Genomic DNA, 24,511 nt, shown 5'->3' with positions numbered 1-24,511 from the left:
AAATTGCAAAAATGTATTCGAAATACTGAACTTTTCTTTGTGAAACTCTGTGCACTACTTAGTGCAACTCTGCGGTTAACTCTTCAATAAAACTATTGAACTATAGACTGGAATTCAAAATCCGGCGCTTACGCACCGGGCTATTAGATTTCGCCCCGATGGGGCTTTTTGCCTAGTGGTATTTGCCTACTGCCCCCCATAAACTCAATTACTCATTCACTATTGCTACTAAGGCTACCACCGGGATTTCACGAAGCTCAACTTTTACCTTTTGCCTTTCTACTTTTACCTTAAAAAAACTACCGATTATACTTTTCCGTAGTTTCCTTCAAAAATTTCTTCTGCCCCACTTTCAACTGCTTCCACTGAAAACGCCAATCCCAGTTTCCTGTTGCAGTTCCGGGCGTGTTCATTCGCGATTTTTCATCCAGCTCCAACACATCCTGCATGGGTAAAATAGCCGTGTCAGCTACCGATGCCAAAGCCATTTCCATAATTTGTTTCGCAGCATGCTCCTCTGAAACATACTTTGCCACCAGTTCCTTTTCTTCCCCTTCAACCGCATTCAGCCAACCTAAAGTGGTATTGTTATCGTGCGTACCCGAATAAACCACATAGTTTCGTTCGTAATTGTGCGGCAGATCACGATTTGTCGCATCAGTGGCAAAGGCAAACTGCAACACTTTCATTCCCGGCAAGTTAAAACGTTCGCGCAAATGATCCACTTCAGTGGTAATTATTCCCAAATCTTCAGCGATAAATGGCAAAACTCCAATCTGGCTTTTTATCAAACTCAGCATTTCGTAACCGTGCGCCGGCACCCACTTTCCGTTAATAGCAGTTTCCTCGTCTGCCGGAACCGACCAAAACGATTCCAGTCCGCGGAAATGATCGATACGCACCAGGTTAAACATGTTCAGGTTAAAATGCAGGCGTGCCATCCACCAGTCGTAATCACGTTCTTTTAGGCGCTGCCAGTCAAAAACCGGGTTCCCCCACAACTGACCTGTTTCCGAGAAATAATCAGGAGGCACACCTCCAACTTCTGTCGGATTCAACTCGTCATCCAGAAGAAAAATATCGGTATTGGTCCAAACATCCGAACTATCGCCCGAAACGTAAAGCGGCACATCGCCAACGATCTGAATGCCTTTTTCGTTGGCATAACGTTTCAATTTGTGCCACTGCCTGAAAAACATAAACTGAACAAATTTCTCAAAAGCGATCTGCGGCTCCAGTTTTTGCGACAGATCGTTTATAGCTTCCGACTCTCTGAATTTTATACCACGGTCCCACTCGCTCCAGTGCAATCCACCAAAATATTCACGCACCGAAATAAACAAGGCATAGTCGTTTAACCACCAGCCATGCTCATTCAAAAAGTGATAATACTCATCGCGGAAATGATCAAACTTTTTCTCCTGAAAATGCTGAAAAGCCTTTTTCAACAGCGAGCTTTTCCATGCTGAAACTTTTTCGAATTCCACCTTTGATTTTTTTTTGAAAGCCGGTATTGTTTCAAGGTCATCAGCACTCAAGAGGTCCTCATCCAAAAGCAGTTCCAAATCGATCAATACAGGATTTCCGGCAAAAGCAGAATAACACTGGTACGGCGAATTTCCGGCACCAACCGGCCCAAGCGGCAGTATCTGCCAGAGTTTCTGACCGCTCTCCTCCAGAAAATCAACAAAGGCGTAGGCCTCTTTCCCCAATGTACCAACACCTTCCTGTCCCGGCAGCGAAGTTATATGCAGCAGAATTCCGCTCTTTCTAGTTGTCATTCTTAAAGTTTTCTCTGAATTGTTTTAAATGATCGGCAGTTTCGCGAACGATGCGTTGCACCGCCAAGCCGTGTTTTAAGTCGGCAATCACAGCCTCCGAGTCATCGCCGGTAAAAAACTGGTAATGCGCGTGCACCATCGAGCGCAACCATCCCGGCGGAACGTGCCCCGAAGGAAAACTCGTAACCGGTTTATAGTTACTGCCTACCACTTGTTTTACCCATTGATCAGAGCCTTCGGTGTAATATTCAAAGTACTCCGGATTTTGTGATGAGTAACGGAAGGCACCATTTTCAGCATAAATCTCCAGCGACACCAAATCCCCGGAACCTGAACTTATTCTGCTGGCCGACATATTTCCCACAGCACCGGTTTTTGGTTCGTACAACGACAGCGAACTAAACAAATCCGATCCGGCCGGCACACCGTCAAAATCTCCTGCCTGCAAGCCGCTTGTAATTTGTAACTCTTCTCCCATAAAAGCCATCAGCAGGCTAATTCCGTGCGATCCCAAATCGGCCATCGCACCGCCATCAGGAGCGGGAGTTAAACGTGTCACACGTTTGTTACGGTAACTTTCCTGCAGGTAATCGCCGTGGTAATATTTCAAATCAAAATGAATGGGCTTTCCTATTTTTCCCGAGCGCCAGAATTTTAATCCCTCGCGAACCGATGAAGTCTGCAAATATTGAAAACCCACCTGAATACGAACATCATGACCCGCCGCTTCCAGCAGCTCTTTCATTTTTTCTTCCTCTTCCAACGAAGAACAAACCGGTTTTTCCAGGTAAATATATTTCACGTTTGGCATTTGCAGCGCCAGTTTAAAATGCTCGAAATGCACTTTGTTCGGCCCTAAAATATATACCGCTTCAATTTTCTCATTCTTTGCAAAATCCTCCACCGACTCGGCTTTTCCGAACCCCATCTGTTTGGCAAACGCCTCGCGGCTTTCCACTCTTGCCGAAGCCACCGACTCCAAAACAATTTCCGGAACTTCGTTATAATAAAACTTCAGAGCCTGAATCGCATAAACGTGAGCACGGGCAATCCCGCCAGCACCAATAAATCCTACATGTATTTTTTGCATGGTTTGTTTCAAATGTTTCGTCAAAAATAATGTTTTGATCAATATATTCCCGGCCTTGGCCAACTCTTTAATTTTTGTTTAGATTTAAGGCAAAATACTTCTGAGATGAAAAAAACTGCGCTGTATATTTTAGTGGGAATGTTATGTGCCTGCACTCCCAAAACCGATTCTGTGTTAAATACGGGGAACTGGCGGTTCGCTTTCCAAATCGATGATCAAAATCCGGATCAACAAATCCCTTTCAATGTTGAAGTGCTCAATGAAAAGCTCCTCGTGGTTTCAAATGCCGATGAACAGATTGACGTTCAGGAAATAGCTTACAAAGGTGATTCCGTGTTTATAAAAATGCCCGTTTTTGGTTCTGAATTCAAAGGCAGAATCAGTGGTAATAAAATTAGTGGCGAATACTTCAACTACAACAAAAGTAAAGTTCTGCCCATACCTTTTGAAGCCGAATACGACACTGAAGAACGGTTCGAAATTACTGATGAAAATGCCGCTGATTTTTCGGGCAAATGGGAAGTAAACTTTGGCGAAGAAGAGAACGACAGTCCGGCAATTGGGATTTTTGAGCAAGATGGCAATCGCATTACCGGAACATTCCAAACCGAAACAGGTGATTACCGCTACCTGGAAGGTGTGGTGAATGGCAACACCATGCAACTCTCGTGTTTTGATGGTGCGCACGTGTTTTTGTTTACTGCCGAACTCAATGATTCCACGCTAAACGGTTGGTTTTACTCCGGCAATACCTATAAGGAAAAATGGAGTGCAGTAAAAGCCGACGGCGCTGAACTCGCCGATATGAAAACGCTTACTTTCCTGAAACCGGGCTACGATAAATTGAGTTTTGCTTTCCCGAATGAAGAGGGCGATACTATTTCATTAGCAGATGAAAAATATAAAGGAAAAGCTGTAATCGTTCAGATATTTGGCACCTGGTGCCCGAATTGTATGGACGAAACGCGCTTTTTGGCTGAGATGTATGAAAAATATAATGCCGCCGGACTGGAAATCATCGGTCTTGATTTTGAAGTAAAACCCGATTTCGACTATTTCAAACAACGCATTGAACGTTACCGAAATGATCTGAATGTTTCGTGGGAGCTGGTTCTGGCAGGAACATCAAACAAGCAAAAAGCAGCGGAAGCACTGCCGATGCTGAACAAAATAATTTCGTATCCTACTGCCATTTTTGTCGACAGAAAAAGCGAAATACGTGAAATACACACCGGTTTTTCGGGCCCTGGGACAGGCGAAGCTTACGAGCATTACAAAACAGAAACCGAAGCTTTGATTGAAACATTATTGAACGAAACGATCTAATCCTGAATAGTTATGAAACAACACCTTATATTCGCTCTTTCAATCCTTTTCTTTCTATGCTCGTGCCAACCAAAAGACACCAAATGGCAAGGTCAGGAGCCCATTCAAAAAGTGAGCACCCTCACCCGCCCCATTCAATACCAACTAAAAAAGACATTTGATGTGGGCAACGGCATTTTTCTGTCAAATGAATTCGATGGTGCCCGACTAAACGGGGTTGCGCTTACCGGCGAAAATGAAGTTACCGTTTTGATCACTCCTGAAAATACACCAATAAATGAAAGTCCGTGGTATGCGTTTAAAATCTGGTCGGACACAGAAAAAGAAATTCTGCTAAAAATCACTTACAACGAAGGATTTGGGCACCGGTATTATCCGAAGATCAGCACTGATGGAAAAAACTGGATACCAATTGATTCTACCGTTTACTTAGCCGACACAGCATCGGTAGCAAGAGGTGAATCGCCCAATTTTTGCGAATTTACTTTAGCGATAAACAGCGATACTACATGGATTGCCGCACAGGAACTCATTGTGTCAAAAGACATTTATGAGTGGGCCGGTGTACTTGCAGAGAAATCACATGTAAGTCTTGATGCATTGGGAAAAAGCAAAGAAGGCCGCTCGATAAAATACCTACAAATTGGCAACCCGGAAAGTAAAAAGATGCTGATGGTTCTTTCGCGCCAACACCCGCCCGAAGTTACCGGCTGGCTGGCTATGAAAGCATTTACCGAGGAATTATGTGCTACCAACGCATTATCTAAAAAGTTCAGAGACGAATATTGTATTTACGTGGTGCCGTGTGTAAATCCCGACGGGGTGGACAATGGTCACTGGCGCCATGGTGCCGGCGGGATCGACTTAAACCGCGACTGGGAAGATTTTAACCAGTCGGAGACACAAGCCGTCCGAAAATTTATGCAAGACAAAGTTGCGGAGCAGCGCAAATTCTATTTTATCATCGATTTTCATTCTACCTATGAAGATATTTACTACACCATCGCTCCGGAGCTAAAAGGAAATATGCCGGGAATCGTTCCTAAAATTATACAAGCCATGGCGGAAGATATTCCCGGTTACGATCCGAATATCCGTCCGAACGCTGCAGATGTTGAGCGGATCAACTCTACGGTTTCAATTTTTCATGAATTTGGTGCCGAGGCAGTTACTTACGAAGTTGGCGACGACACTCCGCGGGAATTGATCAGGAAAAAAGGCGAATTTACAGCCATCAATCTTATGAAAATTATGCTTGAAGATTAAGCCATAAAAAATGCCATCCGTCAGCTGACGGATGGCATTTTCTTTTTAGGCTATGAATGTTACTTCAACCACTTATCCAACCAGTTGAAAAATACACGCTGCCACAAAATTCCGTTTTGAGGTTGCAGCACCCAGTGGTTTTCTTCCGGCAGGTATAACATTTGTGCAGGCACTCCTCGTAATACAGCTGCATTAAATGCTGCCATTCCCTGCTCCGGAGGTACGCGGTAGTCTTTTTCACCCTGCACAATCAAAATCGGCGTATCCCAGTTTTGAACATATTTGTGTGGCGAAAATGAGTAGGAACGTTGCGCTGCGGCATTATCCTTATCCCAGTAGGCACCACCGTAATCAAAATTCACAAACCACATTTCCTCGGTTGTGGTGTACATGTGTTCGAAGTTAAAAATACCATCGTGAGCAATAAAAGCCTTAAAACGTTTTTCGTGATTTCCGGCAAGGTACATTACCGAATAACCTCCGTAGCTGGCACCAACGGCACCCAGTTTTGTCTCGTCAACAAAAGGCTCTTTGGCCATTTCATCGATGGCAGTCAGCAGGTCTTTAATATTCTGGCCACCGTAGTCTTTTGAAATCTGCTCGTTCCATTCCTGGCCAAAGCCGGGTAATCCACGTCGGTTTGGCGCTACAACAATATAATCGTTGGCTGCCATCATCTGGAAATTCCAGCGGTACGACCAAAACTGGCTAACCGTTCCCTGCGGACCTCCCTGATTGTATAGCAGAGCCGGATATTTTTTGTTCGGATCAAAGTGTGGCGGATAGATCACCCAAACAGCCATTTGTTTTCCGTCGGTGGTTTCCATCCAGCGTTTTTCCACTTTCCCCATGGTTAACTGATCAAGGATTCCTTTATTTACAGTGGTTAACGCCTTATCTTTTCCTGTAGCCGGATCAACCAAATACAATTCAGCCGGTTGCGACATCGAAACTTTTTGTGCCAGCAATTGATTTCCAACCGGAATTGCACTTTGATAATTGTGAACTCCATCCGTCAAACGGGTAATTGAATTATCTGCTAGAACCAATTGGTAAATTTCATCGGTTGCATGAATATCGCTGATAAAATAGATCGATTTTGAATCAGCACTCCAGCTCAATGCAGCGGCATTTTGATCAAAATCGGCGGTATAGTCTTTCTTTTCACCAGTTTCCAGATTGGCTACAAACAAACGGTTTTTATCGGCTTCGTAACCGTCGCGCTCCATACTTTCCCAAGCCAGGTATTTTCCGTCGGGCGAATAAACCGGATTCTGGTCATAGCCCATCATACCTTCAGTAAAGTTGCTGGTTTTTCCACTTGCAACATCGTACATGTAAATATCAGAATTGGTAGAAACCGCATATTCTTTACCAACCTTTTTCTTACAAACGTAAGCCAGCGTTTTTGAATCGGGACTCCAAACAATTTGCTCCGTTCCTCCAAAAGGTTTCATTGGCGAATCAAAACGTTCACCTTTCATAATGTCGGTTCCTGCTCCTACTTTTCCATCCGAATAATCGGCAATAAAAATGTGGTTATAGGTGTAATCATGCCAGGTATCCCAGTGGCGGTACATAATATCTGTTTCCAGGCGCGCATTGGCTTTTGGCAGATCGGGGAAAAGATCGTGAATATCATTATCGAGTTTTACCGTTTGCAGGTAATATATTTTCGACATATCCGGCGCATACTGAAATCCGAAAATTCCACCTTCAATTTCCGAAACCTTCTGCCTCTCACTACCGTCAGGATTCATTTCCCACAACTGAACGCTGCCGGATGCTGAAGACAAATAACCGATCTTCTTACCGTCGGGGCGCCAAACAACATTGTATTCGTTACTGGCGGTGTTGGTGAGATTTTTTGCTTCTCCCCCCGTAACCGGAATCGTATAAATATCGCGGTACGACTTATTCTCCTCGATATTGTAATAGGTTACCGTATAAAGAACCGTAGATCCATCGGGCGAAACCGTCGCTCCTCCCAGGCGGCCAAACGACCACAAAACCTCAGGAGTCATCACATCTGAACTTAATTTCGGCGTTTCAGGCACATAGTTTTTTGCCACCTGCCCCGACTCTTTTTGCGTACAGCTAACTATCGTCATGACAATTAAAATAAAAAGTGCAATTTTCTTCATTTTACTTTTTTGAAAAATTAGTGAATCCAAAATAAACATATTTAAAGTGCTCGGGCAATGATTTTTATACAAAAACCGTAAATATCGAATGAAAAAAATCTGTGGGGAATTGGTTTGAAGTTAGGTTTCCCATAAAAGAAAAAAGGCTACCCTATGATAGCCTTTTATAAACCTAAACCAAACCTAAGAAAATTTGTACCTTTTGGAAGGTACGAGTAGTATATTTTTAATCTCTTTTTACACTTCCAAGCCCTTCAATATCGCGGGTAACTTTTGGATTTCCGGTGTAGCGAACCTTGCCAACACCTTCAATTTTGGCGTACAGTGTTTCAACAGCATGCACCGAGCCGGTTCCAACTCCCTCTATTTTAAAACGGGCATCATTAACGCGAAGATCTTCTGCATCCACGTGTCCGGCTCCCGAAAGTTTTACATCCAGTTTCTCTGCCACTCCCTTCAATTGCACCAGTACGCCTCCTTCGCCAACCAGCTCAATATCTTCCGCTTTTACCTCCAGATCGATCTTAGCTCCACCTTCAACTTGCACGTATAGATCATTCAAATCGAGGTAACCATCGGTGCTTAAATTTAAACCGCCCTGCACTTTAATCTTATCCAGATTTTTAAAAGTTACATACAAGTGAATGCGTTCGTAATTAATAAAATCACGATCAACGACCACTCGCAGTTCATCGCCCCAGTTTTCAACATCCAGTTCATCCAAAACATCATCATCGGGAGTTTTTACCGTTAAGGCACTCTCGTTACCCTGCGATAAAAACACTTTGTAACTGCCTTCGAGGTAAATGGCCGAAAAATTGTCGATATCGTAACGGCGCGAATCCCAGTCGTCGTCGTTTTGTGCTGATAGGTTGAACGTAAATAGAATTGATAAGGTAAACAGCAATATTGTTTTCATAGTCTTTCTTTTTATAACGCTTCAAAAGTAAGGTTTCGTCTTTTGTATTTTGTACTTATTTCGATGAATGCGTGCTTTTCCCAGATAAATGGAGGATTTGAGAACAGCTTCGGTTTTACTCCCGGGCATTTTTCAGCATAAAAAGCAACCCATAAAAAATTAAACCGTCGAGAACCAGAACCAGGAAAAAATCCATAAAAACATAGGTATGCGATGATATGAGGCGATAAAAAATATACATGGCCCCAAGTATAGTTCCCGCCATTAAACACCTTATAAAAAGCACATGAAATACTTTGATGAGTTGTGCAGAACAAAACAACCACAGCAAGCCAAAAAGCAGAATCCCGGCTCCTTCCCAACTTTTCCCGGTTTTCATTTCAACTAAACCGTACACTTCCGGAAGCACGGAACATATTACCAAACTGCGCGCAATACTCTTTCTTATTTTTATTCGGATTCGGTCTTTTTTAATTTTTGGGAACAGCGAAAACTGTATTTCTTCGCATCTGTATTCTTCAGAAAAAAGATCCTGCTCAGAGTGAATAATCCCACGTTTCAGGGCTTCCTGAATAGCCAGCTGCGCAGCTTCCGGCTGATAATGATCGCGCAATTTCAGCACCTCCTTTAGCTGTTCGTCGGAATAGTTCGGAATGTCTTCCCGGAAATCAAGCTCTCTATTTGAATATCTTTTCTGCCACATTTTATATCTTTGAACAACGAACAGGCACGCCTGTTTCAGATGACAGTTGAAATAACCAAAAATAAATTTCATGTACAATTTTGAATTCAGAAATCCGGTTAAAATTCTTTTTGGAAAAGAATCGATTTCAAAACTATCCGGTGAAATTCCTGCTAATGCAAACATTTTAATGATTTACGGTGGCGGAAGCATAAAACGCACCGGAGTTTACGACCAGGTAATGGCCGCTTTAAAAGGTTGCACGGTTGAAGAATTTAGCGGAATTGAGGCCAATCCGCATTACGAAACCTGTATGGAAGCAGTAGATGTTGTAAAAAAGAAAAATATTGATTTTCTGCTGGCAGTAGGCGGAGGTTCGGTACTTGATGCCACAAAATTTATTGCCGCTGCTGCTTTGTATGAAAACGGCGATCCATGGGATATTCTGGTTGCAGGTGCACCAGTTGAAAAAGCGTTGCCCTTGGGTGCGGTTTTAACCCTGCCGGCAACAGGATCGGAGATGAACGGAAATTCAGTAATTACACGTGTTGAAAGGCAGGAGAAAAAAGCTTTTGGCTCACCGCTGGTAATGCCACAGTTTTCGGTACTCGATCCGGAATGTGTTTTTACCCTGCCCGACCGCCAGGTGGCCAACGGCGTTGTTGATGCCTTTGTTCACGTAATGGAGCAATACCTGACTTTTAAAGTGAATTCGCCGCTTCAGGACAGGCTGGCAGAAAGTATCCTGACCACGCTTATTGAGGAAGGTCCGAAGGTTCTGGCCGACCGTAAAAACTACGACGCTGCCGCCAACTTTATGTGGTGTGCAACAATGGCACTGAACGGCATGATTGCAGTTGGTGTACCGCAAGACTGGTCGACACACGTTATTGGTCACGAATTAACGGCTTTCCACGGAATAGACCACGGACGAACACTGGCCATTGTTTTGCCGGGTGTGATGCACATTAAGCGCGATAACAAAAAAGATAAGATCTTACAATATGGCGAACGAATTTGGGGCATTACAGCTGGTAACGAGGATGAAAGAATCGACGCCATTATTGCCCGAACTGTTGAGTTCTTTGAATCGTTAGGCGTACCATGCCGTTTGCCGGATTATGATGTTCCTGAATCGACCATAACTAAAATTGTTGACCGCTTTAAACAAAGCGAGGCAAAAATTGGCGAGAAACAGGATATGGATTACCTTGAAATTGAGAAGATTTTGAGAAACCGATTGTAATAGCTTTCCAGATAAAATATAAGGTTGTCAGGCCCGGTGTTTAATCACCCACTATCCCTGACAACCTTTTTTATGTATTAAAATAATCTCTGTATGCTGAATTCCTGAAGACCCGAAACAACAAATTAATTAGGTGACTTTTGTCTTCAAGCCAGACGGGCTCTTTCTTTTGCAATCGATCAAAAGAAAGTCCCGATTTTATCGGGATCAAAAAATAACCTCTGCGTTTTTTCAATGCGGCCAATTAGCCCGACTGACGGATTTTTGACGCGCCCGCAACAGATTTGCCAAAGTCCGCCTTCGAGAAAAAGCGTTAAGAAAATGAATGGATAGAACGTTAAAAATCAAGTCTGTTTGACGATCGTTAGGCCTGAGGTACGAAGGACTAAAAGGAGAGCCTGTCCCGATCGTAGCATCGGGAAGTTTCTTGATTTTAGTGAAAGGAATTTATTTTTAGCTTTTTATCGTCAGCGGTGGCTTTTTTGAATACTTTTTCAGCTATAGGAAAAAGTATTTTCTGTCTGAAAAGACAAATGAATCACAATCTATATATCAAACACAAACAATATATACTCTTATTATTATTGATTTTATCCGGACTTCCTAACCCTATTTTGTATGTCTTCCTGAATGACTTTATCGTATTCGTTCATCAAACTTCGTAATACTTTATTATCCACATCAAACGAATGCCCGTCAACTTCTTTTATTGGGAGTATTTTGGGTGAAGTACCGGTGATAAATGCAGCATCCAAACCGGTCAATCTATCCAGTGGTATTTCAGCTTCACGTATTTTCAGGTTAAGCCGATTGGCACAGGTAATTGTTTTCTGACGTGTGATCCCCAACAGAACATGTTTACCCGGAGGCGTGATTATTTCATCGCCTTTTATAAAAAACACGTTGCTTCGGCTTCCTTCGGTAATTCGCTGTTCATGATCGACCAACAACACTTCGTAAAAACCTAAGGTTTCCATCAGCTGGTTGGCTTGTTTGCGTACTTCGGTTTGAAAAACTTTGGCATTCGGATTCATGCGCTCGGCGTGTAAAAGTCCGCACCGAATTCCCGACTTGTACTGTTCAGCGGAAGGATAATTATGGGCTATAAAAAAAGCTTTCAGGTTGGTTTTACACGAAATAAGAATATTTCCTTCATCTACCTCGTTTCTAATGATCAGCTGATTCAAGAACGCCTCCAACTGCGTGCAGCTGTATCGAATCTCTTTTCCGGCCAGTTCAGCCGAATGTTGAAAACGTTGCAGGTGCTCATCTAAAAATAGTGGGATGCCATCTACAACACGTAAAACTTCGTAGATCCCGCCTTCGTTTTCGGCCGGCACAAAAGTAGAAACCGGCACAAGCCTACCGTTAAAAACAAAATATTTATGGATTGGAAAAAGTGCCATCTGTTTCTTTTGTGGTAAATTTATTGAAATGTTTCAAAAGCAATTCAAATGCCGCCAGAAATTCCGTTACCGATCCAATATAATCCATACAAACATCATTTTCACTTTCTACTGAACGAACTTACTGAATGGCAAAAAGGCAACTGGAACGTTATCGAAAAAGCACTTCTTTCGATTGGGAATAACCTGTTCGATTTTTACCTTGGAGAACTAACGCCGGAACAGGTTTGTAAGGCCAGCCTCAACTATTTCGAAACAAAAAATATTATCACCCAAACCGACTTCAACAACTGGTTGCGAAATGCAGAGTGGAAAAAGATAACCTTACCCGACGAATCAAAATGGCTGATAAAACAGGGCAATCAGCCCGACCGTTATATCCACATTCATCCGGCAAAGTTTTCGAAACACACCATCAGGGTACGCGCCACCACACTAAAAACGGTACTTACTTTATGTGTGCATAAAATTCCGATTAGTGATGACACGGAACAAAATCTTCAGTCCGTAAACGATCAACGAATTTCGTACTTGCAACTTTCGCCAATAAAATCGTTGGAAGAAGAAGACTCCGGAATCATAAAACTATGGCAACTATTTGTAAATGCAGGAGCTATTTCCTAGCCCTGAAGCTGCAAAACCTCGAGCACCGCATTTTTGTAACTTCGCCCGATGGGTAATTCTTTTCCCGGAACCTCGATACTGGTCGATGTAAATGCTTCGATTTTTGACAGCGACACTATAAACGATTTATGAATACGCATAAAACCACTTTCGGGCAGTTTTTCCGACATGTGCGTCATACTGGTTTTTGTGATAATCTTTTTCTCGGTGGTATAAATCTGCACGTACTCGCTCAAACCCTCAACATAAAGAATTTCGTTTAAATGAACCTTTAAGACCTTTTTATTCTCCTTCACATAAATAAAGGCTTCATCGGAATTTCCATTTGTTGAAGGAACAGGTTGCGCAGCCGGTACATCGTCTTGTACCGATTGGTAATATTTATTTACCGATTTTAAGAAACGCTCGAAAGTTATCGGTTTCAGCAGAAAGTCGACCACATCCAGCTCAAACCCTTCAAGAGCGTACTCGCGGTAAGCAGTGGTAATAATAACTTTTGGCGGATTTTTTAATGTTCTCAGGAATTCGATTCCTGTTATCTGGGGCATCTGAATGTCCATAAACATCAGATCAATCTTGTGATTATGAAGTTCCTGCAGGGCTTTCATGGCATCGCCACATTCTGCACAAATTTCAAAGTTATCTAGTTTTTCAATGTGCGAGCGCATCAAGTCACGTGCAAGAGGCTCATCATCGATAATGAGGCACTTTGTTTTCATGGTAATACGAAATTAGCTTTTGTTTTCTGTTAAATCCGAAGCACCTGCTTCAGTCTGTTTTCAATCTGTTACTAAAATAGTACGAGAAATAGGAATAGTGTTACACTTTTACGGGTAAATTTCTATACTAAATTCTCTAAAATTGTCATCAATGTTCTCTACCAACCGGTGTTTACCCGGAAAATTATAGTTCAAACGCCGGTAGGTAATTTTATTGTCTTCATCGTCGGCTATCTTAAAACTGTTTTCGCTCCAAAAGGTAAACGAAAACAGCAAATACTTTCGCTCTGCTTTAATAATGACTGTACTTTCATACGTTTCGTTACATTCGTAGGCTATTTTTATTGCAGAATTTATGAACGGAAGCAGCAAAAGTGGCGGAACTACATACGATTTGAGGTTGCCGCTAACAATAAAATTACTGCTTAGCCGCTCGCCCAACGCATGGTTATGAATGGTCATAAACTCCTCAAGCAACTTTACTTCCAGTTCCAGCGGTATCAATTCTTCTTTTCCTTCGTAAAGAAACCGGTTGAGGAAATTCGAAATATTAATAATCATTTCCGGTGCCGTTTCCACCTTTTTTAACGACAAAACCTCCAGCTCCTCAATCAATTCCAGAACAATGCGGGGTTGCAACTGATAACGATATATCTCCAGTTCGGTTTCGAGCTTCGAACGCAGCAATTCCTCCTTCTGATATTCGGCCCTATACCACGAGCTACCGGCTTTTATAGCCAAAAAAACCAGAATGATGTAATGATTCCCCACGCCACTGATTACAATATTTTTAAGATTCAGAAATCCGGGAGCAAACATTCTGCTTCTATCAAAAAGATAAAAAACCAGGTAGTTGCTCCATAGTAACTCGATTACTGAAAATACGATTAAAAAAACGGTTATACCTAGAGCAAACAGCAAATAACGCCCCAGAAAAAATGTTTTAGGCAATAGCCAGTAGGCAATTAAATAGGTGTGTATTACAAATACAGGCAAAGTAATGAGATAATACATTAGCCAGACATGCAACGAAGTAATTCCTTCATTCAAAGTTTGAATAAACGTGAACGATATTACCCATGCCAACCAAAAGAGGCCATGTAAAATATAATTCCTTTTAGCGATATGTAATATGCCTGTCTTCATGTGTATTTTTTAACTCGAGGCGCACTTTAAACCTGTCGCCCATATCTTTCACTTTTAAATTGTATCCTTGTCCGTCGTATATAATATTCAGGCGTCTTTTTAATCCGCTGTAGCCACTTCCCCGCTCAATTTCTTTTGTTTTTTTCTGCAATCCTTCAGGCTTACTGTTTTCTGTTTCAATAATTATTTTTTCATCGGTAGCCTGCACAAAAATATTTATCCATGGCGTGCCGGCGTCCAGGCTACTGCCGTGTTTAAAACTGTTTTCAACCAACAGAAACAATACCATTGGCGGAATTTGTGCCGTACTTAGATCTCCCTCGGTATTATAACTTACCTTCAAACGTTTCCCGTAACGTAATTTCTCCAGCTGAAGGTAATTTTCAACCAGTTCTACTTCATCCTTCAGCGTCACAAATTCTTTCAGGCTTTCGTTAATAATGTAGGTAAGCACAATTTTCATGCGGCTGATCACCTCGTTGGTTTTGCCGGGATTTAGCAACGACAGCGCATACAAATTATTAATGGTATTGAACATGAAATGCGGATCGAACTGTGATTGTAAAAGTGTTGTTTGTGCTTTCCGATGCTGCCGCTCCAATTTTTTCCTGAGATTTTCGGTAAGAATGTAATCTTTTACATACTTGGCAATACAAAACAAGGCCACAATAAAGGTCATGTCTTTTGTATTCATCACAATTAAACGAAGATTAAAAGCTCCGTTACCCGATATATTCTCGGGGGCAATTGAGGCATAAAATATATAATCGGAGAATAATAATTTTAATGCCGACAGGCCAATTCCAACCAGCAGAAATACTACAATAAACCAAAAGGGCTTGGCTTTTAACAACAACTCGGGGATAAGCAAAAAAATAGTGATGTAAGCATAGCCAAAAAAGAAAAAGGCGTTGCCAAGTGTGATACTAAAAACCTGGATAAGACTGCCGTTTTCGGTCTGAACAAATAAAATACCTGTAAACAATACCACGGTAACTACAAAGAATAAAAGATGCCTTGTTCCCCGGTAAAGCACACTGTTATTGTACATCAATTTGTTCATACCATTAACTCCCCTATCATAAAGGTAAAAACATTTATAAAAGCACTTTGGAGTTTAACATCAGACTGTCGGCGAAAAACTGTCGTTGACTGACGAGAATTGCCATTTTGCAGCCAAAAAACTTCCATTCATTGAAAAGCCCTGCGCTGAAACAACGCAGGGCTTTCGAGTAAAGTTCTCACTAATTTTATATTACCCTTTCATATTTTACTCGCTCTATCTTTTCAATGGTTTCTGTTTTTTGTTTTTCTGTAGAGAGAAAAAACCCCCGCCCCTCTGGCGGGGATTAGCTTTTCATACTTCTATGAAAAAAATTGCGCTGTATAATTTCTTTTTAAAAACTGGCTTGATATTCGTCTTTCACCAAATCAGGGAAATAACATGCAATCAAACCCAGTAAATCATCCTGCGATTTTTTGTTCTGGCAAATTACCCGTTGTGAGTAGTAGGCAACTCTATCCAGTTTCAGTTCCATTTCTTCTTTTGGTAGTTCCTGGAAACGAGGTTCCATTTTCTTTACTCCAAACACATGGTTTCTGCAGGCATATTCAATTTCAAACTCGTCGGTGCGTACAATAAAGGTTGTACATTTTTTATCATCTTCGCACAAAACTCCAATTCGTATAGGATTGGTAATATTTTCGTACGTTAATTCGTAAGTTTCCAATACCTGATCGTTGTAAACCATCGGTGAGCTTGAATTTACTATAGTATACATACCAAATTCGGTAAGTGAGTTTCCGGTCATCGCCTTTCCGTCTTTTATTTTTGCGGTGGCGCCCATGCTTAAAATTGCAAGGCAAATGCTTAATAGAACTAGTTTTGTTTTCATCTTATTATTGTTTTAATTGTTCTTATACTTCAAATTTATGTAACTAACTGATGCGATGCTTTTTAATTCAGCATTCAGTAATTAATCGCCAATAAACGTCAGGTTTTATTCTGCAAAATTCGTTAACCGTTATTCACCCGCATTCTGCTACAGTTGCCCTTAAAATTGTGCTGTTGGCTGTTCTACGAAATCAATCATTGCTCACCTTCGGTAAAAGTTTTAGCCTGTGATTGGCTGAAAAAGAAAGTTTTATTTTACTTTGCATGCTATGGAAATTGCTTCGCTGAGCAACATAAAAAAGGAATTAAAGAACCTGCCGCCCGAGGTTTTACATGATGTAATTACGCGGCTGACCAAGTATAAAAAAGACAATAAAGAGCTACTTAGTTATCTATTGTTTGAAGCTCATAACGAAGATGAATACATCAGGCAGGTGAAAGAAGAAATCGACTTGGAATTTATGAGCCTGAACCGCAGCAGCTTTTACTTAGCAAAAAAAACAATTCGTAAAGTTTTAAAAACTACCAATAAGCATATTCGTTTTTCGGGCAAAAAAGAAACGGAAATTGAACTGTTGCTATATTTCTGCAAGAAGCTAAAAGGCTCGCGCCTGGATTATAAACGCAGCCGGGTTGTATTCAACATGTACCTGAACCAGGTAAAACGGATTCAAAAAGTTATTTCCATGCTTCATGAAGATTTACAATACGATTACCGCGAAGAACTGGAAGCGCTATAAAACAACAATTCTCCTTCATTCTGAAAAGCCGTCCGAACATCCTATTATTAAATACGTTACTGTGTTAAGGTTTGTAAACGATATTGTTTAAACCATAAACGCCATGCGAATTCTTTTAACCGGAGCAACCGGATACATAGGAAAAAGACTGCTGCCCGTATTGGTACACAAAGGGCACCATGTAACATGTGTTGTAAGAGACAAAAAACGTGCTGCATTTGGCACTACCATTGAAAAATCGATTGACATTATTGAGGCCGACCTGCTGAACAAACAAAGCCTGCAAAAAATACCGGAAGACATAGACATTGCCTATTACCTCGTGCATAGCATGTCCGACTCGCGCGATTACGCAGAACAGGAAAAATTGTCGGCCATAAACTTCAGGGAGCAAATAAATAAAACAACCACCAAACAGGTTATTTATTTAAGTGGCATTGTTAACGACCAGTCGCTTTCCAAACACCTGAAATCGCGGTTAAACGTTGAACAAGAACTGGCAAAAGGCGATTATGCGCTAACCACTTTACGGGCAGGAATTATTATTGGATCAGGAAGTGCTTCCTTCGAAATTATTCGCGACCTCGTTGAAAAACTCCCCGTTATGGTAGCTCCAAAGTGGTTAAAAACACGCTGCCAGCCCATCGCTATTTCCGATGTTATTCGTTTTCTGGAACTCTCAATAAACAACCCGGCCGTTTTCAATAAAAGTTTTGACATCGGCGGCAACGAAATTCTTACTTACAAACAAATGTTGTTGCGCTTTGCAAAAGTGCGGGGCTTAAAACGCCGGATTATTTCCGTGCCGGTAATGACTCCGCGTTTATCGTCGTACTGGTTGTATTTTGTTACCTCAACCTCCTACAAACTGGCTACGACGTTGGTCGACAGCATGCGCGTTGAAGTAATTGCACGTGACGATGAGCTGAACCAACTTTTTAAGCTGCAATTACTAAGCTACGAAGAGAGTTTGCAACAGGCATTTAAAAAGATCGAGCAGAATGAAATTATTTCGAGTTGGAAAGATTCGTTTGTAAGCGGGCAATTGCACGGACAGGTTTCGGATTTTATAAACGTTCCGAAGTTTGGTTGTTTCAAAGATGTACGTATAGCAGAAACGCCCTCGGCGGAAAATACCATTGAAAAAATATGGCAAATAGGAGGAGAGAACGGTTGGTATTACGGTAACCGGCTTTGGAAATTTCGTGGATTTATGGATAAAGTGGCAGGTGGTGTAGGACTTCGCCGGGGCCGAACCAACATGCATACGATAAGTGCCGGTGATGCCATCGATTTTTGGCGGGTAATTTATGCCAACAAAAAGGAAGGGCGTCTATTGCTTTATGCCGAGATGAAAATTCCGGGTGAGGTATGGCTCGAATTTAAAATTCGCAACAAACAGCTTATTCAAGCAATCACTTTCAGACCAAAAGGACTTTGGGGACGAATTTACTGGTACCTGTTCAAACCGTTTCGTTCATTTGTTTTTAAACGAATGATAGCGAATATTGTTAAATGCTGAAAACTTACATTTGCAGAAAGAAAATGAATATGATTAACATCGTTTGGTTACGACGCGATTTACGACTGACTGATAATACCGCATTGCAACAAGCCCTGAAAAGTGCTAACAAAACAGCGGTGCTTTTTATATTCGACACCAATATTCTGGAGGAGCTGGATAAGAACGATGCCCGGGTAACTTTTATTCATCAGCAACTTACAAAACTGGATAGAGAACTGCGTGAAATGAATTCAGGATTGCTGGTAAAAACCGGTGAGCCTCTGCAGATCTGGCAGGAACTGGTAAACGAATTTGAAATCGGCGAAGTGCATTTTAACCGCGATTATGAACCTTATGCCACTGAGCGCGATGATCAGGTTAAACAATTCCTGCAGAAAAACAACATTTCAGTATTCGCACACAAAGACCAGGTAATTTTCGAACCTCACGAAGTACTAAAAGCAGATGGAACGCCTTACACGGTTTTTACCCCCTATAAAAACAAATGGCTTGAGCACTTTGATCCGCAACAGATAAAGGTTCAGGAAAAGCTAAAAACAGACGCTTTCGCTGCCATTGATTCTTCGCTGCCTACATTGGAAGAAATCGGTTTTCAGAAATCAGTTATTACTATAAAAGACTACGACCTGTCGGTTGTGACAAATTACAGCGAAACACGAAACTTCCCGGCTGTTCATGGAACCAGCAACCTAAGTGTTCATTTGCGTTTTGGAACGGTAAGCATCCGCGAAATTGTTCAGCAAGTGTATCAACAATCGCCCGATTTCCTGAGCGAACTGGTGTGGCGCGAGTTTTTCATGCAGATCCTTTTTCATTTTCCCCGTGTGGTGAACGAGAATTTCAGAACCAAATACAATGGCATTGAGTGGCGTAATAACGAAAAAGAATTTGAGCGCTGGTGCAACGGCCAAACCGGTTACCCGATTGTTGATGCCGGCATGCGCGAGCTAAACAAAACCGGCTACATGCACAACCGTGTGCGTATGATCACGGCCAGCTTTTTGTGCAAACACCTGCTAATCGACTGGCGATGGGGCGAAGCATATTTTGCAAAAAAACTGCTCGATTTCGAGCTTTCATCAAACAATGGAAACTGGCAGTGGGCAGCAGGAACCGGTTGCGATGCGGCACCTTATTTCCGAGTTTTTAATCCAACTGAACAGGTAAAAAAGTTCGATAAAGAAATGCTGTACATCAAAAAATGGGTTCCCGAATTTCAGGATCTTACCTACCCTGCTCCAATGGTGGACCATAAAATGGCCCGTATCCGGGCACTGGAAACCTACAAAAAAGGCATTGCCGATTAATTCCTCACACTGTTCTTAGATAACATAAAAACTTCAAACAAATTATTACCTTTAGCATCCGGCTAAATTAATCTGCTATGAACATAAAACGATATCTACTCCTCTTCCTGTTGTTTCCCTACATGTCGTTTGCACAACAAATGGATAATGTTCGTTCAACACTCGAAATTTATAACATCGATACCGGTGAACGTGATACAGTGCACAGCGAAGAGGCTCATTTTGAGGCACCCAACTGGAGCCGCGACGGAAATTTTCTGATTATCAATCAGCAAGGAAAATTGTATAAAGTAGATCTGGAGTCAAACAAAAAAACGCTTATAAACACCGGCTTTGCTGATCGGTGTAACAACGATCACGGAATTTCTTTCGACGGAAAATGGCTGGCGATCAGTCATCAGGCAGCGTCTGAACCTGTTGCCGGACAACCGACAAAACAAGGCTCGCGAATTTATATTTTACCCCTTGAAGGCGGAACGCCGAAGGCTGTAACACCAAACGTTCCTTCTTACTGGCACGGCTGGTCGCCCGATGGGCAACGAGTAGCGTATTGTGCCGAGCGCGATGGCGAATACGATGTGTATACCATTTCTGTGGATGGCGGAGAAGAAACTCGCTTAACCACGACACCCGGTTTAGACGACGGCCCGGAATATTCGCCCGACGGAAGAACCATTTATTACAACTCAATGGCCTCCGGAAAAATGGAGATCTGGCAGATGGCTGTTGACGGCTCGAATAAAAAACAACTGACCAACGATAAATACTCCAACTGGTTTGCACACCCGTCACCCGATGGAAAAAGCCTTGTGTACATCAGTTATCACGAGGATCAGGGAAGTGCACATCCGGGTATGAAAGCTGTTTCGTTACGTTTGCTCACCCTCGCCAGCGGATCGGTAAAAACATTGTGCTCGTTCACCGGCGGACAGGGAACCATTAACGTACCTTCATGGTCGCCCGATGGCTCACGTTTTGCTTTTGTCACCTATGCGTACTTCAACAAATAGACGCTGTTAATAATTAATAAAACATGAAGCACCCAAACTAAAACAATCTAAACTGCGGCTGGCAAGCTGTCATTTACTTCATAATATTTACGAACATCAAATTTTTCAAATTATAAAAAATGAATACAGACAACACCTTTAACGAAGAAACATTACCTACAGAGAACCAAGTGGAAACAAAACCAGAAACACTGGAACTTACCGAAGAAATTAACCACAACCTGCACAGCGCCGGAAAATGGAGCCAGTTTTTGTCCATTCTCGGATTTATAGGAACCGGATTTATGGTATTGGGAGGAATCAGCGTGAGCATAATGACAGCATTTATTCCTGACACAAAACCAAACATTTTCCCGTTTCCGATGGCTTTATTCGGAGTAATATACATCGTTTTTGCAGGTGTATATTTCCTGCCCATTTTGTATTTGTTCCGGTTTTCAAACAGTATTAAACAAGCCGTTGCACTAAAAAGGCAGGATCAACTGTCAATTGCTTTCAATAATCTGCGTGCGCATTACAAAACCTTTGGCATTATCATGATTGTAATTATGTGTCTCTACCCCATCATGATAATTGGAATGGTGCTATTTGGAATATTCTCAGGATTGGGAGCCGCAGGTGGTGGAATTCCGATGTAATAAGGATTGAGGGATTGAGGGATTGAAGGACATGCTATATTTAAGTCATTGGTCATTAGTCATTGGTCATTGGATATTATTGTAAACCTGAAACTTATACCTTTTTCACTTTTTACTTTTGCCTTTCTCTACATGTAACTCTGAGCCTCCTTTGTGAAACTTTATGGTACAGGTTGAAAAAGATTGTGAAGACAAAATTCTGACTATTTGGGAATAATTACGGATTATAAAAACTCGTAGCCGGTAACTCTGTCTGGTAGCTTCTCTCTAAACTATTTCTTATTTTTGCGGCAGAATAAAAACAAACAAAATGAGCGACGACAAGAAAATAATTTTTTCGATGTATAAGGTGAGTAAAACCTACCCACCAAGTAAAACAGTTATTAAGGATATTTCGCTTTCGTTTTTTCTCGGAGCCAAAATCGGTATCATCGGTTTAAACGGATCGGGAAAATCGACCCTGCTAAAAATTATCGCCGGACAGGATGAAGCCTTCAACGGCGAACTGGTTTTTGCACCGGGTTATTCGGTAGGATTACTCGATCAGGAGCCGCAACTGGATGAAAGCAAAACCGTTATCGATGTGGTAAAAGAAGGTACGCAGGAAACTGTTGACGTATTAAACCGCTACGAAGAGATCAACCAGTTGTTTGGCTTGCCGGAGGTTTATGAGGACCCGGATAAAATGGACGAGCTGATGAAGGAGCAGGCCGAATTGCAGGAAAAAATGGATGCACTGGATGCCTGGAACCTCGACAGCAAACTGGAACGTGCGATGGATGCTTTGCAGTGTCCGCCAAACGATCAGCCTATAAGCGAACTTTCGGGTGGTGAGCGCCGCCGCGTTGCACTGTGCCGGTTATTGTTACAGGAACCCGATGTGCTGTTGCTTGATGAGCCTACCAACCACCTCGATGCCGAGAGTATTTTGTGGCTGGAAGCGCACCTCGATCAGTATAAAGGAACGGTTATCTGTATTACGCACGACCGTTATTTCCTGGATAATGTTGCAGGCTGGATTCTGGAACTCGACCGCGGACAGGGTATTCCGTGGAAAGGTAACTACACCTCGTGGCTGGAGCAAAAATCAAAACGTTTGGAACAGGAAGAAAAAGGCAGTCAGAAACGCAAAAAAACACTGGAACGCGAGCTGGAATGGGTTCGAATGGCACCAAAAGCACGTCAGGCTAAAAGCAAAGCCCGTTTAAGTGCTTACGATAAGATGTTGAATGAAGACGCCAAACAGAAAGAAGAAAAACTGGAGATCTTTATTCCGAACGGTCCGCGCCTGGGTGATAAAGTAGTTGAAATGGAAGGTGTGAAGAAAGGTTTTGGCGAGAAACTGTTGTTTGAAGACCTGAGTTTTAAACTTCCGCCTGCGGGAATAATTGGCGTAATCGGGCCAAACGGTGCCGGAAAGACCACACTCTTCAAACTGATAATGAAACAACTGGAAGCCGACGCCGGAAGTATTGACATCGGCGAAACGGCAAAAGTAAGTTACGTGGATCAAACCCATGCCGCCATTGATCCGGAGAAAACAGTTTACCAGGTTATTTCAGGCGGAACGGAAACCATAATGTTAGGCAACAAACAAGCCAATGCCCGCGCCTATGTTGGCCGTTTTAATTTTAACGGTGCCGACCAGGAAAAGAAATGTGGTGTACTTTCGGGTGGTGAGCGTAACCGTCTACACCTCGCACTGGCATTAAAATCGGAAGGCAACCTGTTGCTGCTCGATGAGCCAACCAACGATATCGATGTGAACACACTGCGTGCGCTGGAAGAAGGTTTGGATAACTTTGCCGGCTGTGCAGTTGTTATTTCGCACGACCGCTGGTTCCTCGACCGTATTGCCACGCATATTCTGGCGTTTGAAGGCGACGGACATGTGCATTTCTTTGAAGGTTCGTTCTCGGAATACGAAGAAAACCGCAAAAAACGTATGGGCAACGAAACACCAAAACGTTTTAAATATAAAAAGCTGATGGCGTAAGAAGCTCAGTGATTCTCCATTTTTGTGAGTATAGCGAAACAAAAATGCGAAGTATCACTAGTCCCGACCAACGCGTCGGGAACCGAAGTCAGGAGTCTGAAGTTAAGACCCGTTCTGTATGATTTGACGATTACAGAACGGGTCTTTTTATTTTCATCCTCGATAAAAACACCAATTCGTATTTTTATTTTGTTTTCTTATTGATTTGCGGTAACTTACTTAAGTAACTAAAAATTAATAAGATGAAAAGAATTGGCTTAGGATTGATCGTAATCCTTTTGGTTTGTACCATCCACACCACACAAGCACAGGAAAATGGTAAACAACTCTGGTATTGCTGGGAAGAAGAAGTGCATCCCGAGCACATAAACGAGTACTGGGAATTCAGTAAAGAACTGGCCCAACTGTGCAAAGATGAAAATTACAAATACGAATTTTATGCCTGGACAACCGGTGATTTTAAGTACCAGTATTGGCATCCGATCAATTCTCTGGCCGATATTGATAAACTGGAGAAAGATTGGGATAGGATTATGGAAAAATTTGGTGAAGAAAAAACAGGTAAATGGGTAAAAACCATGAAATCAAATTATTCGAAAACAATTACCGAATATGCTGAACTGAGTATAATCCCCGAGGTTAACCGCATCCCAATGGACAGTGTAAACTACATGGAATTCCAGGAATTTTATATCATTCCGGGGAAACAAAAGGAATTCAGAAGAATTATGAAAAAAGCGGTTGATCATATGAAAGCTGAAGGACATAACGATACATGGCGGGTTGCATCAGGAGAACTGGGCTACAACGGACCGGTTTTTATCGGATGGTCGTTCGGGAAAAACCAGGTGGAATATTTAGAATACGATAAAGAGTTTTCAGAAAAATACAAGGACTTCTTTGAGGATTTGAATAAAGACTTCCTTAAAATCCTGAGAACGGTAGAAAGACATGATTCCTGGTACTTAAGGGATTTGAGCTATAGCAAAAACTAAAATTTCAGGACGAAACGCTGAATTTAAAAAGGCTCCATAATTTTCTTATGGAGCCTT

At 42.0% G+C, this 24,511-nt stretch carries 21 protein-coding genes; 11 read left to right on the top strand and 10 right to left on the bottom strand.

Features of this window, described 5'->3' with window-relative positions; all coding sequences use genetic code 11:
- Positions 1–299 precede the first annotated feature (299 nt).
- On the bottom strand, positions 300–1,781 hold the full coding sequence (malQ, locus tag G4420_RS20390; RefSeq protein WP_163325798.1) for a 4-alpha-glucanotransferase: 1,482 nt from the start codon (positions 1,779–1,781) through the stop codon (positions 300–302).
- Entirely contained in the window at positions 1,771–2,895 is a 1,125-nt protein-coding gene (locus G4420_RS20385; protein WP_163325797.1) for a Gfo/Idh/MocA family protein, read from the bottom strand. Before G4420_RS20385 ends, malQ begins: the two co-directional genes overlap by 11 nt.
- A gap of 81 nt (positions 2,896–2,976) precedes the next feature.
- On the opposite strand from G4420_RS20385, the gene G4420_RS20380 reads away from it, so the two are divergent.
- Both G4420_RS20380 and G4420_RS20375 read left to right on the top strand, forming a co-directional pair.
- Positions 2,977–4,197: a TlpA family protein disulfide reductase gene (locus tag G4420_RS20380; protein ID WP_163325796.1), complete on the top strand. Its 1,221-nt coding sequence runs from the start codon at positions 2,977–2,979 to the stop codon at positions 4,195–4,197.
- A 12-nt stretch (positions 4,198–4,209) separates the two neighbouring features.
- Entirely contained in the window at positions 4,210–5,463 is a 1,254-nt protein-coding gene (locus G4420_RS20375) for a M14 family metallopeptidase (protein ID WP_163325795.1), read from the top strand.
- 59 nt (positions 5,464–5,522) lie between these two features.
- Here the strand turns inward: G4420_RS20375 and G4420_RS20370 are convergent, their stop codons facing one another.
- From G4420_RS20370 to G4420_RS20360, 3 genes are all read right to left on the bottom strand, one after another.
- Positions 5,523–7,607 (bottom strand): S9 family peptidase, encoded by a 2,085-nt coding sequence (locus tag G4420_RS20370; protein WP_163325794.1) that lies wholly within the window; start codon positions 7,605–7,607, stop codon positions 5,523–5,525.
- Between the two features lie 226 nt (positions 7,608–7,833).
- Positions 7,834–8,526, bottom strand: coding sequence for a head GIN domain-containing protein (locus tag G4420_RS20365; RefSeq protein WP_163325793.1), 693 nt, complete (start codon positions 8,524–8,526; stop codon positions 7,834–7,836).
- A gap of 115 nt (positions 8,527–8,641) precedes the next feature.
- The gene (locus tag G4420_RS20360) at positions 8,642–9,229 is read right to left on the bottom strand and encodes a hypothetical protein (protein ID WP_163325792.1); all 588 of its coding nucleotides are present in this window, start codon (positions 9,227–9,229) and stop codon (positions 8,642–8,644) included.
- 70 nt (positions 9,230–9,299) lie between these two features.
- Between G4420_RS20360 and G4420_RS20355 the strand changes: the two genes are divergently transcribed.
- Positions 9,300–10,454 (top strand): iron-containing alcohol dehydrogenase, encoded by a 1,155-nt coding sequence (locus tag G4420_RS20355; RefSeq protein WP_163325791.1) that lies wholly within the window; start codon positions 9,300–9,302, stop codon positions 10,452–10,454.
- Positions 10,455–11,044: 590 nt separating this feature from the next.
- Here G4420_RS20355 and G4420_RS20350 read toward each other — a convergent pair.
- Complete coding sequence (locus G4420_RS20350) at positions 11,045–11,860, bottom strand: aminotransferase class IV (RefSeq protein WP_163325790.1); 816 nt, start codon at positions 11,858–11,860, stop codon at positions 11,045–11,047.
- Positions 11,861–11,908: 48 nt separating this feature from the next.
- Here G4420_RS20350 and G4420_RS20345 point away from each other — a divergent pair, with 48 nt between their 5' ends.
- Positions 11,909–12,484 carry a hypothetical protein gene (locus G4420_RS20345; RefSeq protein WP_163325789.1) on the top strand — a complete coding sequence of 192 codons (576 nt, stop codon included), beginning with the start codon at positions 11,909–11,911 and terminating at the stop codon, positions 12,482–12,484.
- Here G4420_RS20345 and G4420_RS20340 read toward each other — a convergent pair.
- The 4 genes from G4420_RS20340 to G4420_RS20325 all read right to left on the bottom strand — a co-directional run bounded on the left by G4420_RS20340 (position 12,481) and on the right by G4420_RS20325 (position 16,244).
- Positions 12,481–13,203, bottom strand: coding sequence for a LytR/AlgR family response regulator transcription factor (locus tag G4420_RS20340; protein ID WP_163325788.1), 723 nt, complete (start codon positions 13,201–13,203; stop codon positions 12,481–12,483). The two genes, G4420_RS20345 and G4420_RS20340, sit on opposite strands and share 4 nt — an antisense overlap.
- Before the next feature lie 108 nt (positions 13,204–13,311).
- Positions 13,312–14,349 carry a histidine kinase gene (locus G4420_RS20335; protein ID WP_163325787.1) on the bottom strand — a complete coding sequence of 346 codons (1,038 nt, stop codon included), beginning with the start codon at positions 14,347–14,349 and terminating at the stop codon, positions 13,312–13,314.
- The gene (locus G4420_RS20330; protein ID WP_163325786.1) at positions 14,321–15,412 is read right to left on the bottom strand and encodes a sensor histidine kinase; all 1,092 of its coding nucleotides are present in this window, start codon (positions 15,410–15,412) and stop codon (positions 14,321–14,323) included. The genes G4420_RS20335 and G4420_RS20330 overlap by 29 nt, the downstream gene beginning before the upstream one ends.
- A gap of 334 nt (positions 15,413–15,746) precedes the next feature.
- A complete protein-coding gene (locus tag G4420_RS20325) occupies positions 15,747–16,244 on the bottom strand; it encodes a hypothetical protein (protein WP_163325785.1) in 498 nt (165 codons plus the stop codon).
- 268 nt (positions 16,245–16,512) lie between these two features.
- Here G4420_RS20325 and G4420_RS20320 point away from each other — a divergent pair, with 268 nt between their 5' ends.
- From G4420_RS20320 to G4420_RS20290, 7 genes are all read left to right on the top strand, one after another.
- Positions 16,513–16,983: a hypothetical protein gene (locus tag G4420_RS20320; protein ID WP_163325784.1), complete on the top strand. Its 471-nt coding sequence runs from the start codon at positions 16,513–16,515 to the stop codon at positions 16,981–16,983.
- A 103-nt stretch (positions 16,984–17,086) separates the two neighbouring features.
- Positions 17,087–18,505, top strand: a complete 1,419-nt coding sequence (locus tag G4420_RS20315) for an SDR family oxidoreductase (RefSeq protein WP_163325783.1) — start codon at positions 17,087–17,089, stop codon at positions 18,503–18,505.
- Between the two features lie 29 nt (positions 18,506–18,534).
- Entirely contained in the window at positions 18,535–19,815 is a 1,281-nt protein-coding gene (locus G4420_RS20310) for a cryptochrome/photolyase family protein (RefSeq protein WP_246241718.1), read from the top strand.
- Between the two features lie 77 nt (positions 19,816–19,892).
- Positions 19,893–20,825, top strand: a complete 933-nt coding sequence (locus G4420_RS20305) for a TolB family protein (protein WP_163325781.1) — start codon at positions 19,893–19,895, stop codon at positions 20,823–20,825.
- Between the two features lie 119 nt (positions 20,826–20,944).
- Positions 20,945–21,463, top strand: a complete 519-nt coding sequence (locus tag G4420_RS20300; protein ID WP_163325780.1) for a hypothetical protein — start codon at positions 20,945–20,947, stop codon at positions 21,461–21,463.
- A gap of 310 nt (positions 21,464–21,773) precedes the next feature.
- Positions 21,774–23,459, top strand: a complete 1,686-nt coding sequence (gene ettA, locus G4420_RS20295) for an energy-dependent translational throttle protein EttA (protein WP_163325779.1) — start codon at positions 21,774–21,776, stop codon at positions 23,457–23,459.
- 242 nt (positions 23,460–23,701) lie between these two features.
- Positions 23,702–24,454 (top strand): hypothetical protein, encoded by a 753-nt coding sequence (locus G4420_RS20290; protein WP_163325778.1) that lies wholly within the window; start codon positions 23,702–23,704, stop codon positions 24,452–24,454.
- Positions 24,455–24,511 lie beyond the last annotated feature (57 nt).

It is taken from the genome of Draconibacterium mangrovi (assembly GCF_010586825.1).
In the GTDB taxonomy this organism is placed as follows: Bacteria; Bacteroidota; Bacteroidia; order Bacteroidales; family Prolixibacteraceae; genus Draconibacterium; species Draconibacterium mangrovi.
Note: the sequence above shows the minus strand (reverse complement) of the source record. Positions and strands in the feature narration are given on the sequence as shown.

Bases quoted from the DNA above. Each gene is read 5' to 3' on its own strand.
- malQ (WP_163325798.1), bottom strand. From the start codon at position 1,781: ATGACAACTAGAAAGAGCGGAATTCTGCTGCATATAACTTCGCTGCCG.
- G4420_RS20380 (WP_163325796.1), top strand. From the start codon at position 2,977: ATGAAAAAAACTGCGCTGTATATTTTAGTGGGAATGTTATGTGCCTGC.
- G4420_RS20375 (WP_163325795.1), top strand. From the start codon at position 4,210: ATGAAACAACACCTTATATTCGCTCTTTCAATCCTTTTCTTTCTATGC.
- G4420_RS20370 (WP_163325794.1), bottom strand. From the start codon at position 7,607: ATGAAGAAAATTGCACTTTTTATTTTAATTGTCATGACGATAGTTAGC.
- G4420_RS20365 (WP_163325793.1), bottom strand. From the start codon at position 8,526: ATGAAAACAATATTGCTGTTTACCTTATCAATTCTATTTACGTTCAAC.
- G4420_RS20360 (WP_163325792.1), bottom strand. From the start codon at position 9,229: ATGTGGCAGAAAAGATATTCAAATAGAGAGCTTGATTTCCGGGAAGAC.
- G4420_RS20355 (WP_163325791.1), top strand. From the start codon at position 9,300: ATGTACAATTTTGAATTCAGAAATCCGGTTAAAATTCTTTTTGGAAAA.
- G4420_RS20350 (WP_163325790.1), bottom strand. From the start codon at position 11,860: ATGGCACTTTTTCCAATCCATAAATATTTTGTTTTTAACGGTAGGCTT.
- G4420_RS20345 (WP_163325789.1), top strand. From the start codon at position 11,909: ATGCCGCCAGAAATTCCGTTACCGATCCAATATAATCCATACAAACAT.
- G4420_RS20340 (WP_163325788.1), bottom strand. From the start codon at position 13,203: ATGAAAACAAAGTGCCTCATTATCGATGATGAGCCTCTTGCACGTGAC.
- G4420_RS20335 (WP_163325787.1), bottom strand. From the start codon at position 14,349: ATGAAGACAGGCATATTACATATCGCTAAAAGGAATTATATTTTACAT.
- G4420_RS20330 (WP_163325786.1), bottom strand. From the start codon at position 15,412: ATGAACAAATTGATGTACAATAACAGTGTGCTTTACCGGGGAACAAGG.
- G4420_RS20325 (WP_163325785.1), bottom strand. From the start codon at position 16,244: ATGAAAACAAAACTAGTTCTATTAAGCATTTGCCTTGCAATTTTAAGC.
- G4420_RS20320 (WP_163325784.1), top strand. From the start codon at position 16,513: ATGGAAATTGCTTCGCTGAGCAACATAAAAAAGGAATTAAAGAACCTG.
- G4420_RS20315 (WP_163325783.1), top strand. From the start codon at position 17,087: ATGCGAATTCTTTTAACCGGAGCAACCGGATACATAGGAAAAAGACTG.
- G4420_RS20310 (WP_246241718.1), top strand. From the start codon at position 18,535: ATGATTAACATCGTTTGGTTACGACGCGATTTACGACTGACTGATAAT.
- G4420_RS20305 (WP_163325781.1), top strand. From the start codon at position 19,893: ATGAACATAAAACGATATCTACTCCTCTTCCTGTTGTTTCCCTACATG.
- G4420_RS20300 (WP_163325780.1), top strand. From the start codon at position 20,945: ATGAATACAGACAACACCTTTAACGAAGAAACATTACCTACAGAGAAC.
- ettA (WP_163325779.1), top strand. From the start codon at position 21,774: ATGAGCGACGACAAGAAAATAATTTTTTCGATGTATAAGGTGAGTAAA.
- G4420_RS20290 (WP_163325778.1), top strand. From the start codon at position 23,702: ATGAAAAGAATTGGCTTAGGATTGATCGTAATCCTTTTGGTTTGTACC.